This window comes from Streptomyces sp. NPDC059371, from assembly GCF_042751995.1.
Taxonomy (GTDB): domain Bacteria; phylum Actinomycetota; class Actinomycetes; order Streptomycetales; family Streptomycetaceae; genus Streptomyces.
The window spans coordinates 22,053-40,280 of record NZ_JBHYXD010000027.1 but is presented as its reverse complement, the minus strand read 5'-3'; the positions used below and the strand labels follow the sequence as shown (position 1 = coordinate 40,280).

At 70.1% G+C, this 18,228-nt stretch carries 22 protein-coding genes and 3 pseudogenes; 12 read left to right on the top strand and 13 right to left on the bottom strand.

All coding sequences use genetic code 11. The features are described 5' to 3' along the window. The first annotated feature begins 125 nt into the window (after positions 1-125). Positions 126-527 carry a hypothetical protein gene (locus ACFXGX_RS17810; RefSeq protein WP_384791519.1) on the top strand — a complete coding sequence of 134 codons (402 nt, stop codon included), beginning with the start codon at positions 126-128 and terminating at the stop codon, positions 525-527. Between the two features lie 128 nt (positions 528-655). Then, positions 656-1,669: a hypothetical protein gene (locus tag ACFXGX_RS17805; protein ID WP_384791516.1), complete on the top strand. Its 1,014-nt coding sequence runs from the start codon at positions 656-658 to the stop codon at positions 1,667-1,669. A 116-nt stretch (positions 1,670-1,785) separates the two neighbouring features. Here the strand turns inward: ACFXGX_RS17805 and ACFXGX_RS17800 are convergent, their stop codons facing one another. From ACFXGX_RS17800 to ACFXGX_RS17790, 3 genes and pseudogenes are all read right to left on the bottom strand, one after another. After that, the gene (locus ACFXGX_RS17800; RefSeq protein ID WP_384791513.1) at positions 1,786-2,196 is read right to left on the bottom strand and encodes a hypothetical protein; all 411 of its coding nucleotides are present in this window, start codon (positions 2,194-2,196) and stop codon (positions 1,786-1,788) included. 210 nt (positions 2,197-2,406) lie between these two features. Continuing rightward, a pseudogene (locus tag ACFXGX_RS17795) lies at positions 2,407-2,709 on the bottom strand (helix-turn-helix domain-containing protein); the annotation flags it as partial. A gap of 162 nt (positions 2,710-2,871) precedes the next feature. Then, positions 2,872-3,019 (bottom strand): annotated as a pseudogene (locus ACFXGX_RS17790) (IS630 family transposase); the annotation flags it as partial. Positions 3,020-3,174: 155 nt separating this feature from the next. On the opposite strand from ACFXGX_RS17790, the gene ACFXGX_RS17785 reads away from it, so the two are divergent. The 3 genes from ACFXGX_RS17785 to ACFXGX_RS17775 all read left to right on the top strand — a co-directional run bounded on the left by ACFXGX_RS17785 (position 3,175) and on the right by ACFXGX_RS17775 (position 5,450). Beyond that, entirely contained in the window at positions 3,175-4,395 is a 1,221-nt protein-coding gene (locus ACFXGX_RS17785) for an RNA-guided endonuclease InsQ/TnpB family protein (RefSeq protein ID WP_384791511.1), read from the top strand. Between the two features lie 217 nt (positions 4,396-4,612). Further along, a complete protein-coding gene (locus ACFXGX_RS17780; protein ID WP_384791508.1) occupies positions 4,613-5,056 on the top strand; it encodes an ester cyclase in 444 nt (147 codons plus the stop codon). A gap of 61 nt (positions 5,057-5,117) precedes the next feature. After that, a complete protein-coding gene (locus tag ACFXGX_RS17775; RefSeq protein WP_384791505.1) occupies positions 5,118-5,450 on the top strand; it encodes a hypothetical protein in 333 nt (110 codons plus the stop codon). Here ACFXGX_RS17775 and ACFXGX_RS17770 read toward each other — a convergent pair. Continuing rightward, positions 5,381-5,566: pseudogene (locus tag ACFXGX_RS17770) on the bottom strand (serine hydrolase); the annotation flags it as partial. The gene ACFXGX_RS17775 and the pseudogene ACFXGX_RS17770 overlap by 70 nt on opposite strands. Before the next feature lie 424 nt (positions 5,567-5,990). Between ACFXGX_RS17770 and ACFXGX_RS17765 the strand changes: the two are divergent. Beyond that, positions 5,991-6,824: a PIG-L family deacetylase gene (locus tag ACFXGX_RS17765; protein WP_384791502.1), complete on the top strand. Its 834-nt coding sequence runs from the start codon at positions 5,991-5,993 to the stop codon at positions 6,822-6,824. A gap of 269 nt (positions 6,825-7,093) precedes the next feature. Here ACFXGX_RS17765 and ACFXGX_RS17760 read toward each other — a convergent pair whose 3' ends face one another. Further along, positions 7,094-8,560, bottom strand: coding sequence for an MFS transporter (locus tag ACFXGX_RS17760; protein WP_384791499.1), 1,467 nt, complete (start codon positions 8,558-8,560; stop codon positions 7,094-7,096). A 64-nt stretch (positions 8,561-8,624) separates the two neighbouring features. On the opposite strand from ACFXGX_RS17760, the gene ACFXGX_RS17755 reads away from it, so the two are divergent. Beyond that, positions 8,625-9,407, top strand: coding sequence for an ArsR/SmtB family transcription factor (locus ACFXGX_RS17755; RefSeq protein WP_384791496.1), 783 nt, complete (start codon positions 8,625-8,627; stop codon positions 9,405-9,407). 141 nt (positions 9,408-9,548) lie between these two features. Here the strand turns inward: ACFXGX_RS17755 and ACFXGX_RS17750 are convergent, their stop codons facing one another. Next, a complete protein-coding gene (locus ACFXGX_RS17750) occupies positions 9,549-9,761 on the bottom strand; it encodes a hypothetical protein (protein WP_384791493.1) in 213 nt (70 codons plus the stop codon). Between the two features lie 285 nt (positions 9,762-10,046). Here ACFXGX_RS17750 and ACFXGX_RS17745 point away from each other — a divergent pair, with 285 nt between their 5' ends. Next, positions 10,047-10,316, top strand: a complete 270-nt coding sequence (locus ACFXGX_RS17745; protein ID WP_384791490.1) for a hypothetical protein — start codon at positions 10,047-10,049, stop codon at positions 10,314-10,316. 154 nt (positions 10,317-10,470) lie between these two features. On the opposite strand, the gene ACFXGX_RS17740 is transcribed toward ACFXGX_RS17745, so the two are convergent. Next, complete coding sequence (locus ACFXGX_RS17740; RefSeq protein ID WP_384791487.1) at positions 10,471-11,049, bottom strand: TetR/AcrR family transcriptional regulator; 579 nt, start codon at positions 11,047-11,049, stop codon at positions 10,471-10,473. Between the two features lie 91 nt (positions 11,050-11,140). Here ACFXGX_RS17740 and ACFXGX_RS17735 point away from each other — a divergent pair, with 91 nt between their 5' ends. Continuing rightward, positions 11,141-11,587, top strand: coding sequence for an anthrone oxygenase family protein (locus ACFXGX_RS17735; RefSeq protein WP_384791484.1), 447 nt, complete (start codon positions 11,141-11,143; stop codon positions 11,585-11,587). A gap of 282 nt (positions 11,588-11,869) precedes the next feature. On the opposite strand, the gene ACFXGX_RS17730 is transcribed toward ACFXGX_RS17735, so the two are convergent. Further along, complete coding sequence (locus tag ACFXGX_RS17730; protein ID WP_384791481.1) at positions 11,870-12,394, bottom strand: MarR family winged helix-turn-helix transcriptional regulator; 525 nt, start codon at positions 12,392-12,394, stop codon at positions 11,870-11,872. A gap of 112 nt (positions 12,395-12,506) precedes the next feature. Here ACFXGX_RS17730 and ACFXGX_RS17725 point away from each other — a divergent pair, with 112 nt between their 5' ends. Then, positions 12,507-13,022 (top strand): YceI family protein, encoded by a 516-nt coding sequence (locus ACFXGX_RS17725; RefSeq protein WP_384791478.1) that lies wholly within the window; start codon positions 12,507-12,509, stop codon positions 13,020-13,022. A gap of 196 nt (positions 13,023-13,218) precedes the next feature. Here ACFXGX_RS17725 and ACFXGX_RS17720 read toward each other — a convergent pair whose 3' ends face one another. Further along, positions 13,219-13,698 (bottom strand): ATP-binding protein, encoded by a 480-nt coding sequence (locus ACFXGX_RS17720; RefSeq protein ID WP_384791475.1) that lies wholly within the window; start codon positions 13,696-13,698, stop codon positions 13,219-13,221. A gap of 215 nt (positions 13,699-13,913) precedes the next feature. Here ACFXGX_RS17720 and ACFXGX_RS17715 point away from each other — a divergent pair, with 215 nt between their 5' ends. Together ACFXGX_RS17715 and ACFXGX_RS17710 are read left to right on the top strand one after the other, a co-directional pair. Beyond that, complete coding sequence (locus ACFXGX_RS17715; protein WP_384791471.1) at positions 13,914-14,270, top strand: hypothetical protein; 357 nt, start codon at positions 13,914-13,916, stop codon at positions 14,268-14,270. A 552-nt stretch (positions 14,271-14,822) separates the two neighbouring features. Then, on the top strand, positions 14,823-15,485 hold the full coding sequence (locus ACFXGX_RS17710; RefSeq protein WP_384791468.1) for a fasciclin domain-containing protein: 663 nt from the start codon (positions 14,823-14,825) through the stop codon (positions 15,483-15,485). Between the two features lie 149 nt (positions 15,486-15,634). Here the strand turns inward: ACFXGX_RS17710 and ACFXGX_RS17705 are convergent, their stop codons facing one another. The 4 genes from ACFXGX_RS17705 to ACFXGX_RS17690 form a co-directional block, all read right to left on the bottom strand. After that, a complete protein-coding gene (locus ACFXGX_RS17705) occupies positions 15,635-16,072 on the bottom strand; it encodes an SRPBCC domain-containing protein (protein WP_384791465.1) in 438 nt (145 codons plus the stop codon). A 34-nt stretch (positions 16,073-16,106) separates the two neighbouring features. Next, positions 16,107-16,451, bottom strand: a complete 345-nt coding sequence (locus tag ACFXGX_RS17700) for an ArsR/SmtB family transcription factor (RefSeq protein ID WP_384791462.1) — start codon at positions 16,449-16,451, stop codon at positions 16,107-16,109. Then, positions 16,448-16,912, bottom strand: coding sequence for an SRPBCC domain-containing protein (locus ACFXGX_RS17695; protein WP_384791459.1), 465 nt, complete (start codon positions 16,910-16,912; stop codon positions 16,448-16,450). The genes ACFXGX_RS17700 and ACFXGX_RS17695 overlap by 4 nt, the downstream gene beginning before the upstream one ends. A gap of 251 nt (positions 16,913-17,163) precedes the next feature. After that, a complete protein-coding gene (locus tag ACFXGX_RS17690) occupies positions 17,164-18,210 on the bottom strand; it encodes a hypothetical protein (protein WP_384791456.1) in 1,047 nt (348 codons plus the stop codon). Positions 18,211-18,228: the final 18 nt, after the last annotated feature.

Genomic DNA, 18,228 nt, shown 5'->3' with positions numbered 1-18,228 from the left:
GGGCCGGGAAATCCTCCCGGCCGGACGGGAGTTTTGGACGATGCGCGCCAAGAGGCCCTGCCGCGATAGTCGGTTCACCGGGCCGTTGCATCGACGGCCTCCAACACCCTTACGGGGGAACCGATATGAGCCGGACACCGGCGGTGCCGCCCACGCTCAGCCGCAAGAACAAGGTGGGCCTCGGGCTCGCCGCCGTACTCGGGCTGCTCGACACGACCAGCGCCGGCGGCTTCCTGGCGCCGGACAGCGGTGAGCCCGGCCCGCCGGCGGGGATCCTCGTCGCCGACGTCGTCCTTGGACTGATCACCGTCGTGGCCGTCGTCCACACCTGGCGGACCGCCGACCGCACCGGCTCCCGTGTCGTCGCGGGCTCCCGGATCCTGTCGGCGGTCACCGCGCTCCCGGCCCTGTTCGTCACCGGCGTCGCGGCCTGGGTCGTGGCTGTCGTCGCGGTCCTGATCGTGGTCACCGTCGTCGCGACCGCCCTGGTCCTGTCCCGCACCGTCCCGGAAACGGCGCTCACGTGACGGCGTAGGACAGCGGCCAACCCGGGCCGCGCCGCCGTCGTCCGCATCCGGCGTACCGCCCACCGCACGTCCCCGCAGGCACCAACCGGCTCTGAATCCCCTCATCGCGCACGCGCAGAAAGGCAGTCATGGGCCGCATCATTCGAACCCAACTCGTCGAAGCCGTCGTCGGCTTGATCATTTCCGCGGTTCTGGCGCACTTCGGTGACCTCGCCGCGTTCGCCGGTATCACCGGCACCAGTGTGGTGATGGCGGTGACCGCCCTGGCGGCCAGATCGGCCAAGGTGGTGCTGGCCGTGGTGGCTCTCGCCATCCCCTTCGCCTCGATCACGACGCTGGAGGCATCGCTGGGCAAACCCCTCTCCGCGCTCGCCCACGGGCCCTCCGACGGGGGTGGAGCAACCACCGTCCGGGCCGTGTACGACACGTACCGCGACGACTTAACCCTCCCGTCCGTGCCCATATCCGACACCGGTCCGGGGAAGATCGACAAGAACGCGGGCGCCGAGGTGTCCCCCGCCTCGCTCGAACTGCCCTGCCTCGGCAAGGACTGCCGGCAGGAAGTGACCATCAGGAGCACGGGTACCGCAGACTTGCGGCTCACCTCGATGACGTTCGAGGGCGAGGGCGCCGCCGCCTGGCACCGCAGCGACGACTGCGAGCACAAGGTCATCCCGCCGGGACAGGACTGCAGGCTGAGGGTCTGGGCCGTGCGGAGCGACGGGACCGCCCGGTACACCGCGCGACTGGTCATCCACCAGAACACCCCCGGACCGGCCTCCCAGGTGGACCTGACCGCCCGAACCGATACGGTCCCACCGGTCGGCCCCTCGAAACAGGCAGCCCTCTCCGACGCCGGCTCCACCGGCATCGACCCCGCCGACTGCACCGCCCTCGACGGCTCGGTCACCGTCCTCGCGTCCGACGGCCCGGTCGAGTGGAGCGCGGCCCTCACCGACACCGCCGACGCCACCGGCTCCGGTTCCCTCTCCGGCGTGACCGTGGACCCCCCGTCGGGGTCGGTTCCGGCCGGGGAGAGGCAGACCATCGCGGTCCACGGGACCTACACCGGCCCCGACGCGGGATTCCAGCTCTCCATCCGATACACAGACAAGAGCGTCGACTTCCACGTCGCCTGCTGACCCGCGGCACGACCTGCGGGCGCGCGGACACGGAGCTCGGGCCCCATTCCTCCGAGGGCCCGAGACCGGACTTCCCGCCGGATGCCGGCCGGGACAGGCACGCCGGCAAAGGGCACTCAGTGACCTGGGCTGGCGTGCCCGGTGTTCGGCTTCCACGACGTGATCAAGAACGAGAGGAGGCCCGTCACGACGAGACTCCCGATCACGACCAGGCCCACGCCGACGGCGAAGAGCCCGCTGCTGTCGTCCGACCAGTCGAGATAGGCGGCGACGGCCAGCCCGGTGGTGATACCGGCCACCGCAGCCGACGCATACGCGCGGGAAGCGGCCCCGTACACGAACGCCAGCAGAGTCAGCCCCAGCCCGATGACCTGCCACGCCTCGTAGGGGCCGGTCATCGAGCCGTCAGGCTGCACGTCGCGCTGCTGGTCCCAGCCCAGCCAGCCGGCCCATGCCGCCGCCGCCAGCCCGGCCAGCACAACCGCCGCCAGCACCCGAGGGATACGATTCCGCACTTCGTTGCTCATGGGCCCCAGTGTTCTGGAACCACCTGAACACGCATCAGAGCCCGGATACTCATCTCCACCCGAGTAGAAACACCGGCCGGTACTCACGACCGCCGCGACGGCCACGGCAGCAGGTTCCTCCTGCGCCTGAACAGCCCTTTGCACGGCGAGATGGCGCTCGGCGCCGCGGGCGACCGTGCAGGCGCCGGCGGTTATGGCCTGTCGAGGATGTCAAGGCGCGTCCGTGAAGGAGCGGGGCGGCACTCCCCGGCGGCGCACGAACTGTTCGCGCAGGACGGCCGCGCTTCCGTATCCGACCCGGCGGGCGATCTCCTCGACCGGCAGGTCGGTCGTCTCCAGGAGTTCCTCGGCACTGCTCAGCCGCAGGCCGCGCAGCCAGGCATGAGGGGTGGTGCCGGTCGCGGCGGTGAACCGGCGGGCGAAGGACCGTTTGCTCATCACGGCGCGCCGGGCCAATTCCGCTACGGGAAGCGGGTGGTGGAGGTTCTCGCGGGCCCACGCCAGTACCCCCGCGCGAGTCGCGGAAGCCCTGGGCAGGCTGATGCGTCCCCGGCCGGGGGAGCGGGTGGCCGGCTGCCATGCGATGTTCGCCCGAGCCGCGGGCCTTACGGAGTCGTTCGTCAGCGGCGTGCTTGTTCCGCCAGATGATGCAGCGGCGGATCATGCTGCCCTGTTCGGTTCCCGGGCGGGGTCCTTGTGCCTGCCGCCGTGCTCGGCCCACTGCCGACCGGGGTGAGGCAATCAGGTTGAGTGGGTCGAACTCGTTTACACAGGAGACCACTTTGGGCTCGTCGTCCTCGGGTATCACCTCGCCGTCGGCGATCTATGGCTGGATGATCTGACATCTTGAGCGCAGACCCCTCCCTTTAGGGAGGGGTTGGCTCATCCTCGTGCCGGAGCCGCGCAGCGGCGGAGTTCTCTGTGTTGTCAGTGGCCCTCGCTAACATGAGCACCTCCGTTGGAGGGGGGTGTGTTTCTATGCTGTCCGGTCGCAGGTACCGGCTTGAGCTGACGGCTGAACAGGCTGGGCAGTGCCGGGAGTTCGCGGACGTCTGCCGGTCGGTGTGGAACACCGGCCTCGAACAGCGCCGGGAATACCGGCGGCGCGGGGCGTGGATGAACTATGTGCCGCAGGCCGCCGAGCTGGCCGACGCCAAGCGCGAGCATGCGTGGCTGAAGGCGGCTCCGTCTCATGTGCTTCAGCAGACCCTTCGCGACCTCGACAAGGCGTGCCGGGATCACGGCACGTTCAAGGTTCGGTGGCGGTCGAAGGCCCGTTGGGCACCGTCGTTCCGGTTTCCTGCCGGGAACCTCATCACCGTGGAGCGTCTGGGCCGCAAGTGGGGACGGGCGAAGCTCCCGAAGCTGGGATGGGTCCGGTTCCGCCGGTCGCGCCCGCTCGGTGGTGAGATCCGCTCCGCGACCGTGTCCCGGAAGGGCGCGCACTGGTTCGTGTCATTCCTCGTGGACGACGGCGCGGCCACCCCGAAGCAGCACGCCATGCCGAACACAGCCGTCGGTATCGACCGGGGCGTGAAAGTCGCAGCCGCCACCTCGGACGGCGACTTTTACGACCGCGAGTTCATCACGGTCGGTGAGGCGGTCCGGTACCGGCGTCTGCAACAGCGCCTCGCCCGGTCCAAGCGCGGCAGCTCCAGCCGGCACAAGACGATCACCGCCATCAACGCGATCATGGGACGCGTCACCGACCGGCGCGGCGACTTCTGCGCGCAGACCGCCGGCCGTATCGTCCAGAAGAACGCCCTGGTCGTCCTCGAAGACCTGCGGATCAAGAACATGTCGGCGTCGGTGTCCGGCACGATCGCCGATCCCTGCCGCCGGGTCGCGCCGAAACGCGGTCTGAACCGGGCCGTACTCGACAAGGGCTGGCACCGCCTCGAACTCGCCCTCACCAACGCCGCACGGTACACGGGCACACGCATGGTGAAGGTCAATCCCGCGTACACGTCGCAGCGGTGCTCCGCTTGCGGCTTCGTCACCGAAGGAAACCGAGAGAGCCAATCGGTCTTCGTGTGCAAAGCCACAGGCTGCGGACACACCGCGCACGCCGACGTCAACGCGGCCATCAACATCAAACACGCGGGCGGACAGCCCGTGTCAGCCTGTGGAGACCTCGGCATCAGCCGGTCAGCGAAGCAGGAACCCGTAAGCCGGGCGACCGGCCGAACCCCCTCATAGGGGAATCCCCTCCTTCAGGAGGGGAGGAAGTCAACCGGGTTGCGTGTGTGCGGCCGACGGGACGGCTCGGCGGTACCGCCGGGAGGGCGGTGATCTGCTGCTGCCGGCGACGGGGGCGCAGGCTTCGGCGGACCCGGCAGCGGGCCATCGCGATGCAGCGGGGTGAACAGGCGGAATGCACGGTTTGTGCCAGGTTGTGGACGGCGAGACTGAGGCCATGAACACCTCGGATGCCACCCTCGCCAAGAACAAGGACCTTGTGCGCGCGTTCATCGACGCGCTGTTCACCAAGGGCGACCTCGGCGCGGTCGACGAGTACCTCGCCGATGACTTCGTCGACCACGACCCTCCGTTCAACGCGCCGGCCGACCGTGAAGGCATCCGTTCCGCCGGCGCGCTGTTCCGGGAGGCGTGTCCCGACTGGCACAGCGAGCCGCACCTGATGGTTGCCGAGGACGACCTGGTCGTCGAGCACTTCACCGCCGGCGGGACGCAACGAGGTGAACTGCTCGGGGTGCCGGCCCCGGCCGAAGGCCGCCCCTTGACCCTGCACGGAACCAACATCTTCAGGATCCGGGGCGGACGCATCGTCGAGCGGTGGGGTCGGCCCGACGAACTCGGCATCCTGCGCCAGTTGGGGATCGTCCCATCGCAGATGTAGCGTCGAAGCCACGGCAGCGGGCCGCTGCGGCGAGGCGTCACCGCGGTGTGTTCGTGGATCGGTGACGGCCGAGGAGACGAGCCGGATCCCGGGCCGGATCGAGGCCGCAGCGATGTGGCAGAACCTGGAGTACGTGCGCCGGCGCGGGCAGCTCGGCCAGGACGGCCCGGATCGTCCTCGTAAGCCGCGGATCAGCTCACCGCGGAAGGCGATGTCGCTGGTGGTGTGCACCACGAGAGTGGCCTTCGCCGAGGGAAGCCGGACCGTCTGGTCGACCAGGCGCGGCAGCGCGGTGACCGTGAAGGTCTTGGTCACGCTGCCGACGCGTATGTTGGACATCGGCGACATCGGTGCGTTCGTCGACTTGTCGGCGGTGCCGAAAGCCCGCACATAGCTGCCCTTTCCGGGGGTCCGCAGGCCCACCGTGACACCGGGCGTGTTCGTGGTCTTCAGTACGTTCTTGATGGCGCGGTCAAGCTGCGCGGTGCCGGTCGGCGACAGCTTCCGCATGACCGGTTCCGCCGAGCGGGACTCTTCCGGCGAGGACGCGCCGTCGAAGGCCTGCGCCCCGGGCCGGCCACCAGAACCGTGCCGGCTACCCGGGGAACTGCTGGGCATGTGCTGCCCCAAGAGCGGTTCACGGCATCCGCCGAAGTAGCGGTTCACGGCATCCGCCGAAGTGATGACGGATGCGTCGGCCTCACCCTCGTTGCTGACAGAACCCGAGGTGAAACCGGCGACGGGCATCGCCCCCGGGCAGCGCCGGGAACAGCTGGACCGGCCGGCACCGTTGCACCGACCGAGGGACCGGCGCCACACGGCCGGGGTACGCGGACCGCAAGGTCAGCGGCCCCGCCGGGATCCGGGCCCCAGGATCGCGGTACGCCCGCCGCGCATCCGGACCCAGACGTATTTCCGCAGGAGGAACCGTTCCATGACCGACCGGCCCTTGACGCTCATGGCAGTGCACGCCCACCCCGACGACGAGGCCACCGGAACCGGAGGGGTCCTCGCGCAGTACGCGGCGGAAGGCATCCGCACGGTTCTCGTGACCTGTACCGACGGCCGTTGCGGTGACGGACCGGGAGGCGTCAAGCCGGGCGAACCCGGGCACGACCCGGAGGCGGTCGCCTCGATGCGCCGTCAGGAACTCGAGGAGAGCTGTGACGTCCTGAAGGTCGGCGATCTGGAGACGCTGGACTACGCCGACTCCGGGATGACGGGCTGGCCGAGCAACGACGCCCCCGGTTCCTTCTGGCAGACCCCCGTGCAGGAAGGGGCGGCCCGGCTCGCGGAACTCATGCGGCACTACCGGCCCGACGTGGTCGTCACCTATGACGAGAACGGCTTCTACGGCCACCCGGACCACATCCAGGCCCACCGCATCACCATGGCGGCGCTGGAGATGACCGAGCTGACCCCGAAGGTCTACTGGACCACGATGCCCCGCTCGATGATGCAGCGGTTCGGCGAGATCATGCGCGAGTTCCACGAGGACATGCCGGAACCGGATCCCGCCGAGGCCGCCGCGCTGGCCAAGATCGGCCTGCCCGACGACGAGATCACCACATGGGTGGACACCACCGCGTTCAGCGGCCAGAAGTTCGACGCGCTGGCCGCGCACGCCAGTCAGGGCGAGAACATCTTCTTCCTCAAGATGGGCAAGGAGCGGTTCGGCGAGCTGATGGGCATGGAGACCTTCGTCCGCGTCCAGGACACCACCGGCGCGGCCGTGCCCGAGAACGATCTCTTCGCCGGACTGCGCTGACCCGCCCGCCCCGAAGACGCCGAGCCGGATCCACCGAGCCGGATCCACTCCTCGTGACGGTCGCGGACCGTGATGGCACCCGTGCCTGCTCGGCCGCTCCGCCACCGGGGTGCCACCACCGTGCCCATCTGCGCGGCGGTACCCAACTCCCGCTCCCGGTGGATGAGTTCGCGGCGGCGCGCATCCCCGCCGCGAACTCGCCGCCCGATGGTCTTCGAAGACGGACCCCGATGCGACGCGATCCGGCTGAGTACGGCGGCCGAGGGGCCTCAGCGGGCCCGGGCGGCATCAACCCGGCGCCCGGTGAACGCGGCCAGCACCGACGCCAGCAGGAAAGCCGCCGAGGCGATGACCGCCGCCGTGTGCAGCCCGCCGATCATGCCGCCCGCCGCGCCGAGGAGGGTGCCGAAGAGGGCCACACCCATGGCGCTGCCCACCTGCCGGGACACGTTGAACACCGCCGACGCCACACCGGCCTTGTCCGCCGGGCTCGCCTCCATGATGGCCACGGTGGCGGCCACGACGGTGACGGGCGTCGCCAGACCCGTCGCCATGAGCGCGAAGAGCAGCACCGGGTAGGAGGTGTCGGGGCCGGCCGCCAGCCAGCCCAGGAAACCGGCGCTCCCGAGCACCAGCGCGCCGGCCATGGGCAGATACGGACCGCTGCGGGCGGTCAGACGGCTCGACAGCGGTGCCGCCAGGAAGCCCATGCAGACCGACGGCAGCAGGGCGAACCCGGTGCTCAGCGGGCTGAGCTGACGTTCCTGCTGGAAGTACAGCGTGGCCACGAACAGCATCCCGTAGTAGCCGAAGCTGAGCAGCAGGCCGATGAGGTTCGTCGCGGTGAGCCGGATCTCGCGGAACAGCGACAGCGGCAGCAGCGGCCGCCTGCCCCCCGGCCGCGGCACAGCGCCCTTCTCCAGACGCAGTTCGACGGCGACGAAGGCGGCCAGGGACACCACGCCCCCCGCGAACAGCGTCAGCACCTCCGGCGAGGACCACCCCGCGCTCCCCGCCTCGTTGAGCGCACCGGCCACCCCGAGCAGCCCGACCACGCCGAGCACCAGACCGGCCGGGTCCATCCGGCCCGGCCGGGCCCGCGGGCCGGGAGCCGGCACATGACGCAGGGTCAGCAGCACCGCCACCGCGGCCACCGGCAGGTTCACCCAGAACACCGAACGCCAGTCGAAGCCCGAGACCAGCAGCCCGCCGACCGCGGGTCCGGCACCGAAGGCGACGGCCGAGACGAGCCCCCAGTAGCCGACCGCCCGGGCACGCTGGGCCCGGTCGGGGTAGGCGGCCTGCAGCAGGGCGAACGACGCGGGGACCAGCAGCGCGGCCCCGGCACCCTGAGCCAGCCGGGCCGCGATCAGGACCTGCGCCGAGGGCGCCACCCCGCAGCCCACCGAGGCGGCCGCGAAGACCCCCAGGCCCGTCAGGAACAGCGTGCGGTGCCCGAAACGGTCCCCGAGTCCGCCGCCGAGCAGCAGCAGTCCGGCGAAGAAGGCGCTGTAGCCGTCGACGATCCACTGCATGTCCGAGGCGCCGGCGTGCAGCGAGTCCTCGATGGAGGGCACCGCCACGTTCACGACCGTGACGTCGAGCATCACCAGGAAGTAGCCCAGGCTCAGCGCGATGAGCGGCGGCAGCGAGAGGGACGGCCGCCCCGGTGGCGCCGCCCCGGCGGGGGCGACAGGGGCGTGCGAGGGGGAAGGAGAGGGATCCGTGGAGGTCATGTGATCAGTCTCGGGCCGCGACACTTCGTCATCCGTCGAAGTGTCGCCGTACTACGCTGGCCGCATGACCAGGACGACGACCGGTCGGCACCGGGACCAGATCCACCACCAGCCCGACATCGCCAGGGCGGCCGCCCTGATCGCCGATCCCTCCCGCGCCCGGATGCTGAAGGCACTCAGCGACGGCCGCGCACTGCCCGCCGGCCTGCTCGCCGCCGAAGCCGGAGTGAGCGCCGCGACGGCGAGCGCCCATCTGGGCAAACTCGTCGAGGCCCGCCTGGTCACCATGGAGAGCGCGGGCCGGTGCCGCTACTACCACCTGGCCAACCCCGACATCTGCCTCGCCCTGGAGGCCCTGGCCGTCATCGCACCGCCCCTCCCGGTCACCTCACTGCGCGAGAGCAGCACCGCCGGCGCCCTGCGCCGCTCCCGCACCTGCTACGACCATCTCGCCGGCCAACTGGGCGTGGGCCTGCTGGAATCCCTGCTCAAGGCCGGCCTGCTCGCCGGACACGACGGCACCCACCGGCCCGACGAAGCGGTGCGCGACGGCGCGACCGGATACGGACACGACGTCGACTACCAGCTCACCGAGACCGGCCAGGAGAAACTGGACCGCTTCGGTGTCGACCTGGCCCGGCTGCCGGCCCGCCGCCCCCTGATCCGCTACTGCGTGGACTGGAGCGAGCAGCGCCACCACCTCGCCGGCGCGGTGGGCGCGGCGCTGACCGCCCGGCTCTTCGCCCTGCGCTGGCTGCGCTACGGCTCCAGCCCCCGCGTCGTCCATGTCACCGAGGACGGCGCCGACGGCCTGGCCGACACCTTCGGGCTGCGGCTGGCGGACTGAACCCACCCCGGGGGCAGCCTCCACCCCGGCCGGCGGCCCGACCCCGCGCGGGGACGGCCTCCACCTCGGCCGATCGGTGTACTCCTTACGGAGGAACGGGCCCCGGCGTTCCTCCGACGGGCGACCCCTGCTGCTTCCGACCTACAGATCAGTCCGCGGGGCGGCCACCTGCTTCCAGCCGTCCACCGACTTGGTCATGAACAGGACGCGATAGACATCACGAGTCCAGACGCCGGCGCCTTCTCCGTATTCGTGGAGCTCCTCGAACGCCTCTTCCTGCGAGTCGTAGCTGAACTTCCGACCCTTCGCGTCCCTGATCATCCACTCTCTGCCGGGCACCCCTGCAAGGCCCATGGTCATATATTCATCACCGGTTCTGCGGGTCGGGAAATCCTCCCGGACGGCCGGGAGTTCGGACGAGCGTCAAGCAGTGTTGCCACGCTAGCCGGTTCACCGGGCCGTCACGTCGGTGGGTTGGGGGCGGGGATGGAGCAGGCGGTTATCGAATCTGTCAGGTACTCCGCGGAGTGCCAGGACTGCGGTGCGGAGATGGCGTGTTGGGGGACTCAGGCCCTTGTGGACGGCCGCCTGCGGTGGGACGTCGAGTCGATGTGTTCCGCCTGTGGATGTGCGGTAGCCGTGTGCGGCGACGACGACATACCGGCCGAGCGACGGGATCAGATGCTCTCCGAGCACGGACCCGCGAGGCTGCGGGTGAGCAGTCCGTCGGCCAAGGGGGTTGCCGTCATGCGGGTGCTGCGGGCTGAGCTCGGTGTCGACCTGACGAGCGCCAAGGACGTGGCGCGTTGCGTGGTGAACGGTGACTACTCAGGAACGCTTCCAGAGATGGAACACCTGGCTCGCAAGCTGAGAGAGTCCGGCATCACCGCCGAGGCGACGCGTCCTTAGCTTGATGTTCAGGTGCTGCATGTCGCCCGGCGGCACGCAGCCGCTCCAGCCGCCTCTCGGTGAAGCGATGTCACGGGCGGGCAGCCGGGCCGGGAAGACCCCGCCCGCCCGGACGGTGAGCCCGCCCGGACGGTGTGCCAGGCCGGGCGGTGTGTCAGGTCATGGCGAGCCGGTCCACCAGCAGCTCCACCCTCTGCTCGGCGTCCCCCGGCGGAAGCCGTCCCGCCCGGGTCAGGGTCGCCAGCCCGTGCAGGGCCGCCCAGAACACCTCGGTGAACAGTGCCGGGTGGACGCCGTCCCCGGCGACCTCGCCGAGGCTCTCCAGCAGGGCGGCGAAGGCGTCCTTCAGCGGCTCGGGGGTGTCCTCGTGCGCGAACGCCAGGCCGCCGTCGAGCTGGAAGATGGCGTCGTAGACCGCCGGGTTGCGCTCGGCGAAGTCGAGGTAGGCGCGGGCGAGGGCGGTGACCCGGGCGCGCGGGCCGTCCGCGGCGGAGGCCGCGGCCCGCAGCGCCGCGGCCATCTCGGCGGCACCGTCGAGGGCGACGGCGCCGATGATCTCGCGCTTGCCGCGGAAATGGCTGTAGAGGACGGGCTGGCTGTACTCGATGCGCTCGGCGAGCCGGCGGGTGGTGACCGCGTCCCAGCCCTGCTGCTCCGCGAGTTCGCGGGCCGTCGTCACGATGAGGCGCTCACGGCCCGCCCGTTCGCGCTCCTTGCGTTCCTGTACCGACATGACCCGATCCTAGCACCGCTAGACAATCGAGCGGGAGTAGCGCTAGCGTTGCCTCATCACCTAGCAACGCTAGATCCCAGGAGGGGTCATCATGCTCAACGCACTCGAGGTCTTCACCACCGTGGTCGTCGGCGTGATGGTGGGGGTGGAGTTCTCCGTCGCCTTCTTCGTCAACCCGATCCTCAGCGGCCTCCCCGGCGACAACGGCCTGCGCGGCCGCACCCACGGGGCCCGACTGCTCGGCGCCGTGATGCCGTTCTGGTACATCGGCTCGCTCGCCCTCAGCGTGGTCTGGGCCGTCGCCGGATGGGGCCACCACGGCGCCGGCCTCGTCGTCACCGCCGCCGCGCTGCTGATCCTCAGCGTGGTCATGTCGATCCTGCTGCTCGTCCCGATCAACAACCGGGTCAAGACGTGGACCACCGACGGCCTGCCCGCCGACTGGAAGCAGCAGATGAACCACTGGGACCGCTTCCACTACGTCCGCGTCGCCATCATCATCGCCGCCTTCACCCTGCTGGCCGCCGCCCTCGCCTGAACCCTCCGGCACCCGGTCGCCGGATCGCACGCTGCGGTTCAGCGACTGCCGGGTGGGACGGGCCGAGGCGATGAGGAGCTTTGACGGCATTGGCGCACTGTCCTGTCGCACCAGGTGCGGCGGACGGCCGCGGACACGCCGTCCTCCCGCAGCCGCCGGGCCGCGGCGACGGCCGTGACGAGCGGGACCTTCTCCACAGCCGCCGCAGGGGCACTGCCCAGAAGAAGCCTGCTACGCCACCGGCTCGGTCCGCTCACCGCTCCGATCGCCCGCAGGGCTTTGTCACATGGGCGTCGGACCCGGCGCCTCGGCGGGACGCCCCTCGACGAGATCCGGCAGCAGCCCGCGCAGCGCCTCGCGCTGGGCGGGCCCCATGAACTGACCGAGCGCCAGGGTGACCGTCTCGGCGAGCGAGCCGGATGCTTCTCGCAGGAGGCTTCGCGCCTTGTCGGTGAGGGCGATCTGGACGCCGCGCTTGTCACCGCACACCGACTGGCGGGTGATCAGGCCGGAATGCTGGAGACAGGCGATCTGGTAGGTGAGCCGGGTCTTGGGCCGGCCCAGGAGCTCCGCGACCCGGGTCATGCGCAGGCCCTCCTCGGGCTGTGCGGCCAGCAGGCACAGGACCAGGAACTCGTCGTGAGAAACGCCGAGCCGGTCCTTCACGACGGCACGCAGTTGCTGCTCCACAGCACCCGTCGCGGCCAGCAGAAGCATCCAGGCGTGCAGCTCGGAGGGCAGCAGGCCGCCCCCCTGCGTGGACGGGCAGCCGGGCAGGCGCGCGGGGTCCTTGTCGAGGTCGGCCATGGTCCGAGTGTACCTGTTGTCCAATTTTGAAGAACGAAGGTTGTCCAAATTCGAACGATGGGCTAGCGTCATTCATGCAAATTTGGACAACTTACTGGACAGGGGAAAGCTCATGACCGTCACCGTGGAAACCGGACTGTGGCAGCTCGACACCACCACCTCCACCGTCGCCATACGACACAAGACGATGTGGGGCCTGGTCACCGTCAAGGGCACTTTCGGCGTGGTCGGAGGCCAGGGCGAGGTCCGGCCCGACGGGTCCGTCGCCGGCACCTTGACCCTCGACGCCGCCTCCCTGGACACCGCGAGCGCCAAGCGCGACGAACACCTGCGGTCCGCCGACTTCTTCGACGTCGAGCACCACCCTGAGATCACCATCGCGGTCCGCAGCGACGAACCCCGCGACGGCGACACGGCACAGTTCGAGGGAGAGCTGACCGTGCGCGGCATCAGCAGACCGCAGTCCTTCACCGCCCGCCTGACCGAGGCGAACGCCGCAGGGCTCACGCTGGAATCCGAATTCACCGTGGACCGGGAGTCGTTCGGCATCACATGGAACCAGTTGGGCATGATGCGAGGCCCGGCCACGGCGACGGCGACGCTGCGCTTCGTCCGGGCCGACGCCTGACGGCTCGGCAGGGCCGCTCCTCTCGCGCCGGCGCTGATCGCATCCGGGTGACGGCCGGTCGGGCCGAGCCGCGGACCGGTCTTCGGCGTGGGCCGAGCTCCACCGCCTGGTCGCCGACCAGTACGACAGCCAGGCCTCAAGTCCGGGCGGCTGCCATCCTGGAGTGTCTGAGCGCGTGACACCCTTGAGTCCCGGGCTATCGGACCGAGGCGGTCGTAGGCGGTGCGCGATGCGGGCCGCTGGACGGGGCGAGGGTCAAAGTCGCGTGCACGGTCTTGCCGTCGAGCGCGGGAACCGTCTTGATCCTTCCGCCGAGCCCCTCGATGAGGGGGAGCCCGAAGCCGCCGCGCTCGCCCGGGGCGCTGGACCTCTCCGGCAGCATCTCGCCGTGGTCGGCGACGGCGATGTCCAGCCGGCTTCCGTGCAACGTGAGTTCGAGGGTGCAGGGCTCGTGTGTGTGCCGGATGGCGTTGGTGACCAGTTCGGAGACGATGAGCACCACATTGCACATGCGCGAGGCCGGAGCCCCGTGCGCGGCCAGCCATCGGGCGGTGATCTGCCGCGCCACCTGCGGGGTGTGCAGTCCGTAGGGCAGGGCGACGGCCAGCTGATGGTCGGTAACGGGACTGTGGGTCACATCAGTTGGGGGTGCCGGAGTCGGTGTGGTGACGGTCATGGCTGGTTCCTCCTCTCTGGCGGGGCGTGTTGTGGCTCTGCCAGGGATCCGGAGCCGTAGCCATCCTGGATGGCGAAAAAAATGCATGAAAACTGAACATTCTAACTAAATTGATTCTTCTCCCTGTTCGGGTCATCCGACGGTGATGCTGCTTCGAATGCTCTCTGACACCTGAGGCGATGGGACATCGTCTTTCCCTCGGAGAAGGATTCTCGATGAGAACACTCACTCACGTTCAGCGCCTGATGGCAGGCGCCGCGGCGACCGGTCTGCTGGCGGGCGGTGCGGCACTGGGCATGGCGGGTACCGCGTCGGCGGCGCCCGCCTCCGCGCCGGCCGTCGTGGCCGGCCAGCACGCGGATCACGGCGGGCACCACTGGAGCAAGGGCCACTGGGAGAAGAAGTGGGTCAAGGGCCACTGGGAGAAGAAGTGGACCGACCACAGGTCGTGGCACAGCGCCTACCGTGACCACCACGGTCACTGGCACCACAGCTACTGGGACCACGGCTTCAAGTGGATCTACGTTCCCGGCCACTGGGACTGGTTCTGGACCAACGGCCACTGGGACTGACCCGCCCCCCCCCCGCACACATGACGTCCTTCGCCCGCCGGAGATCAGCTCCGGCGGGCGAAGTGCTGCTGTCGGCGTCTTCGGGCCCGGACCTGACGCTGACCGGCCGCGTTGCAACTGCGTAATCCGTAGCGGAACGCAGGATGGATTGGCGGGAGATCTCTTTTCACCCGATCAGGTGGGTCGGCCAATCCGTCCGGTGCGCAGAACCGGATTCCCCGTGTGAGGGACGAGGAGAAGGACCAGCGAGCACGGCCGGGCCGGCCGCGTCCCGCGCCGGGTGCGCCGAGCGTGGCGCCAAGCGGGACACCGGCCGGCTTCGCCGTGCCGGCGGTTCGCCGGACCGGTCGCGGAGGTACTGCGTCCGCAGTCCAGCCCGGACGCACCCGCACCCTTCCCCGCGGCGCCAGTGCTCGGCACTCCGCAGTCGCGACCGTCCACCAATGCCCTGATCCCCTCGCCCCTGAGCGGCGTGCGCTTTTGCAAAACGCTCTTCCCCAACACCCCCCGAACGCAGCCGCATCGTGCTGCACCGTTCAACAGGAGAACATGATGAACACCCGTATCCGCCGTACCACCGGTCTTCTCGCCGCTGCCGCCGTGCTGCCCCTGGCCCTGGCCGCCTGCTCCAACGGCAGCAATGACGCGGACAAGTCCGATTCCGCGAGTTCGGCGGCGGCTTCGGCGACGACGGGCAGTGACGACATGGCCGGCTCGGGCAGCAGCGCGAGCAGCATGGATGAGCCGTTCGGCCCGGCCTGTTCCTCCGTGCCGAAGGACGGCGCCGGCTCCTTCGACGGCATGGCCAAGGACCCGGTGGCCACGGCCGCCTCCAACAACCCGGCCCTGTCCACGCTGGTGGCGGCGGTGAAGAAGGCGGGTCTCGTCGACACGCTCAACAACGCGCAGAACATCACCGTGTTCGCGCCGACCAACGACGCCTTCGCCAAGATCCCGAAGGCGACCCTGGACAAGGTTCTCAACGACAAGGCCCAGCTGACGAAGATCCTGACCTATCACGTCGTCGGCCAGAAGCTGACGCCGAAGGACCTGGAGAACGGCTCCTTCACCACGCTGGAGAAGTCGAAGGTCATGACGTCCGGTTCGGGCGAGTCCTACACGGTCAACGACTCCGCCAAGGTGGTCTGCGGCAATGTGAAGACCGCCAACGCCAACGTGTACATCATCGACACCGTCCTCATGCCCAAGAGCTGACACCTGCGCGGACCGAGGAAGCACGCCTGCCCGGACGCCCCGACAGGAGCGATCCGGGCACCGTGCGTTTCTCGTACCGGGGGACATCCGCCGACCGCCTGGCCGCGGTCGCGCGAGCGTGCCCCGGGCGGCGCCGCCCGCGGGCGGGGTCAGTGCCAGTTGCTGATCCGTACGTCGTGCGGGTGCGGTGCGCCGGTGCCCGTCTCCACGAGGGATTTCAGGCTCATCAGGAACAGTGCCCACTTGGTGGTGCAGTGGTTCATGAACTCCACCTGTTCGCGCCATCCTTCGTGCGCGAACAGGATGATCGTCCACTCGCCTTCCTGCTTGAGGTCGAAGGTCACCGTGGTGCCGACCCATTCCTCGGGACCGGCGACGACCTCCCACCGCACCCGGGTGTCCGGCCGCAGTTCGAGGACCTTCATGTCGAAGCCGCCGACGTCGCCGAAGCGGAACCGCAGTGCGTCGTCGCCGCTGCCCTCGGTGTCGGTCGTCCACCACGCGGCCAGACCGTCGACCGTGGTGAGTGCCTGATAGACCGTGTCGCGGGCCGCGGTGGTGCCGACCCGGTGCAGGATGTCCGCCATCTCGATCTCCTCGCTTCTTCGCTTTCTCGGCTCGTTACTTCTTCTCGTTCTTGGCTCGTTGGATCGCCTCGGCGATGTTCTTGACGCGCTGCAGCCGGGCGTCCCACAGCGCGCCAACCGACTGCAACTGGGCCACGGCAAGCGCCAGTTGCGCCTCGTCGACGTGGTAGCGCCGCTCCCGGCCGGCCGCCGTGGAGCGGACGAGTCCGGCCCGGTCGAGCACGGTCAGATGCTTGGTCACGGCCTGCCGGGTAACGGGCAGACGGGCGCTGAGGGTCGTCGCGGTGCCCTGCCCCTCGGCCAGCAGCAGGTCGATCATGCGGCGCCGGGTCGGGTCGCCTATCGCCGACCACAGACCGTCGTCGACGCCGGTGTTCATCGCGCGCCCGCCGCCTGCTTGGCGGTTGCCGCCAGGCGGGGGAGGTAGAAGTCCCAGCCCTGCCGGTGGTCGTTGTAGTGCGCCTCGAGCACGGCGGCCTCCCAGCCGCGTTCGCGGTACCCGCTCTCGCGGAAGCGGAGCGTGGTCCCCTCGCCCGACGGGGCGAGTTCGAAGGTCACCAGCAGCGAGTTGCCGGGGGCCGCGGTCTCCTCCTCCTCGTAGGTCCACCGGAAGGACAGGGTGCGCGGCGGATCGGACTCGACGACCGTGAACGGCACGGACTTGCGGGTGCCGCTGCTCTCGTCCGTCCATGTGAGGCTGCCCGGCCTGCCGGGGGCCGCCTCGAAGTCGCTCTCCGCGCTCCACCAGTCCCGGATGTGCTCGGGGTCGGTGAGCACGTCGAACACCACCTGGGGCGGGGCGTCGACGTACAGCTCGCGCTCGATGCTCCCGTGTTCCATGTCCGCAGCCACCTTTCGCAACCTTTGGTTGCGCATCACGATAGGCGACGCCGGCGCCTTTCGCAACCGAAGGTTGCTCATCGGTGTCGGGCTCGCGGTGCCGGGCCCGTGATGTCGGGCCCGTGATGCCGGGCCTGCGATGTCGGGCCCGCACGGCGGCCACCCGCCTGCGGAGCGGGAACCCGTGGCGGGCACGCGGCCGTCCCCGCCGGGAATCGCCTGCGTCCGCTGTCTGCCTGCCTGTCTGCCTGTCAGCGTGAGGCGGCCGCGCGCAACGCCCACTCGTGTGCCGCCGCGGTGCGCAGGGCGGCCTCCAGGTGGAAGACCCCGTCCGACAGGGAATCGTCACCGCCGAAGACACGGTCGGCGAGTTCGGTGAGCGTGTCACCGTCGTCGGGCGTCGGGGCGAACAGCACGCTGTACAGCGCGTCGCAGCTTTCCGGCTGGACCTCGGCAGCCCCCACGCCGGTCCAGACATCTGCGCACCGAAGCCGCAGCAGCGTGATGAACGACCGCAGGGCGTCCCACTGGACGTCCGGGTCGGCGCCGGCGTGCAACCGTGCCCGCAGGTCGGCGTACAGCTCCGGCAGGCCGAGGCCCAGTACGCGTGTACCCGCGTACGTCCACAGCGCCGACCCGGTGCCGGAGCCGCAGGCCTCCCAGCGGGAGTCCCACAACAGGCGGGAGAAAACGGCGCGCGCAGGGCCGCCGTGCAGCGCGATCCCCAGGATCAGGCCGCCGTTGCAGTCGACCGAGGCGTTGTTCTCACCCCATGCGACGAGCCGCTCCAGCCATGCCGGGTCTTCGGTCTTCGGAGCGAGGGCGGGCAGGAACTCGGGGAACAGCGCGGACCCCTCGTGCTTCTCCAGCGTCTCGGCGATCGCGCCCCGCAGCTCCTCGCACGGCAGGTGCAGCAGCCCGAGGCACGCGTCCCTCGACACCTCGTGCAAGCCGTCGACGTGCTCCCACAGCAGGGACGTGGCCGGGGTGTACCCCAGGCGGCCCACGACGTGGAGCACACCGGACGGTACGTCCTCACGCAGCCGGCCCCCGTCGACCGTCGCCTCCAGCAGGCGCGCGGCCAGCCGCCGGTCGCCGTGACGGGCGAAGACCGGCACCAGCGCCTCGTGCGCGGCGGGTGCCGAGACGAACAGCGGCAGGAGCGCCTCCGCATCGGCTGAACCACCGTGCCGGAGCACGGCCTCGGCGGCCATGGACTCCCACTGCCACGCCGCTCCCGGGGCGTCGTCGCCGGCGCATCGGTCGAGTATGGCCTGCGTGGCCGGGGACAGCGTCAACGTGGCAACCGCCTCTGT

Coding starts and splice junctions, on each gene's coding strand:
- ACFXGX_RS17720 (WP_384791475.1), bottom strand. CDS start 13,698: ATGACCGTCACCACACCGACTCCGGCACCCCCAACTGATGTGACCCAC.
- ACFXGX_RS17805 (WP_384791516.1), top strand. CDS start 656: ATGGGCCGCATCATTCGAACCCAACTCGTCGAAGCCGTCGTCGGCTTG.
- ACFXGX_RS17800 (WP_384791513.1), bottom strand. CDS start 2,196: ATGAGCAACGAAGTGCGGAATCGTATCCCTCGGGTGCTGGCGGCGGTT.
- ACFXGX_RS17695 (WP_384791459.1), bottom strand. CDS start 16,912: ATGGAACACGGGAGCATCGAGCGCGAGCTGTACGTCGACGCCCCGCCC.
- ACFXGX_RS17760 (WP_384791499.1), bottom strand. CDS start 8,560: ATGACCTCCACGGATCCCTCTCCTTCCCCCTCGCACGCCCCTGTCGCC.
- ACFXGX_RS17810 (WP_384791519.1), top strand. CDS start 126: ATGAGCCGGACACCGGCGGTGCCGCCCACGCTCAGCCGCAAGAACAAG.
- ACFXGX_RS17740 (WP_384791487.1), bottom strand. CDS start 11,049: ATGTCGGTACAGGAACGCAAGGAGCGCGAACGGGCGGGCCGTGAGCGC.
- ACFXGX_RS17780 (WP_384791508.1), top strand. CDS start 4,613: ATGAACACCTCGGATGCCACCCTCGCCAAGAACAAGGACCTTGTGCGC.
- ACFXGX_RS17700 (WP_384791462.1), bottom strand. CDS start 16,451: ATGAACACCGGCGTCGACGACGGTCTGTGGTCGGCGATAGGCGACCCG.
- ACFXGX_RS17765 (WP_384791502.1), top strand. CDS start 5,991: ATGACCGACCGGCCCTTGACGCTCATGGCAGTGCACGCCCACCCCGAC.
- ACFXGX_RS17725 (WP_384791478.1), top strand. CDS start 12,507: ATGACCGTCACCGTGGAAACCGGACTGTGGCAGCTCGACACCACCACC.
- ACFXGX_RS17755 (WP_384791496.1), top strand. CDS start 8,625: ATGACCAGGACGACGACCGGTCGGCACCGGGACCAGATCCACCACCAG.
- ACFXGX_RS17750 (WP_384791493.1), bottom strand. CDS start 9,761: ATGGGCCTTGCAGGGGTGCCCGGCAGAGAGTGGATGATCAGGGACGCG.
- ACFXGX_RS17785 (WP_384791511.1), top strand. CDS start 3,175: ATGCTGTCCGGTCGCAGGTACCGGCTTGAGCTGACGGCTGAACAGGCT.
- ACFXGX_RS17705 (WP_384791465.1), bottom strand. CDS start 16,072: ATGGCGGACATCCTGCACCGGGTCGGCACCACCGCGGCCCGCGACACG.
- ACFXGX_RS17710 (WP_384791468.1), top strand. CDS start 14,823: ATGAACACCCGTATCCGCCGTACCACCGGTCTTCTCGCCGCTGCCGCC.
- ACFXGX_RS17715 (WP_384791471.1), top strand. CDS start 13,914: ATGAGAACACTCACTCACGTTCAGCGCCTGATGGCAGGCGCCGCGGCG.
- ACFXGX_RS17730 (WP_384791481.1), bottom strand. CDS start 12,394: ATGGCCGACCTCGACAAGGACCCCGCGCGCCTGCCCGGCTGCCCGTCC.
- ACFXGX_RS17735 (WP_384791484.1), top strand. CDS start 11,141: ATGCTCAACGCACTCGAGGTCTTCACCACCGTGGTCGTCGGCGTGATG.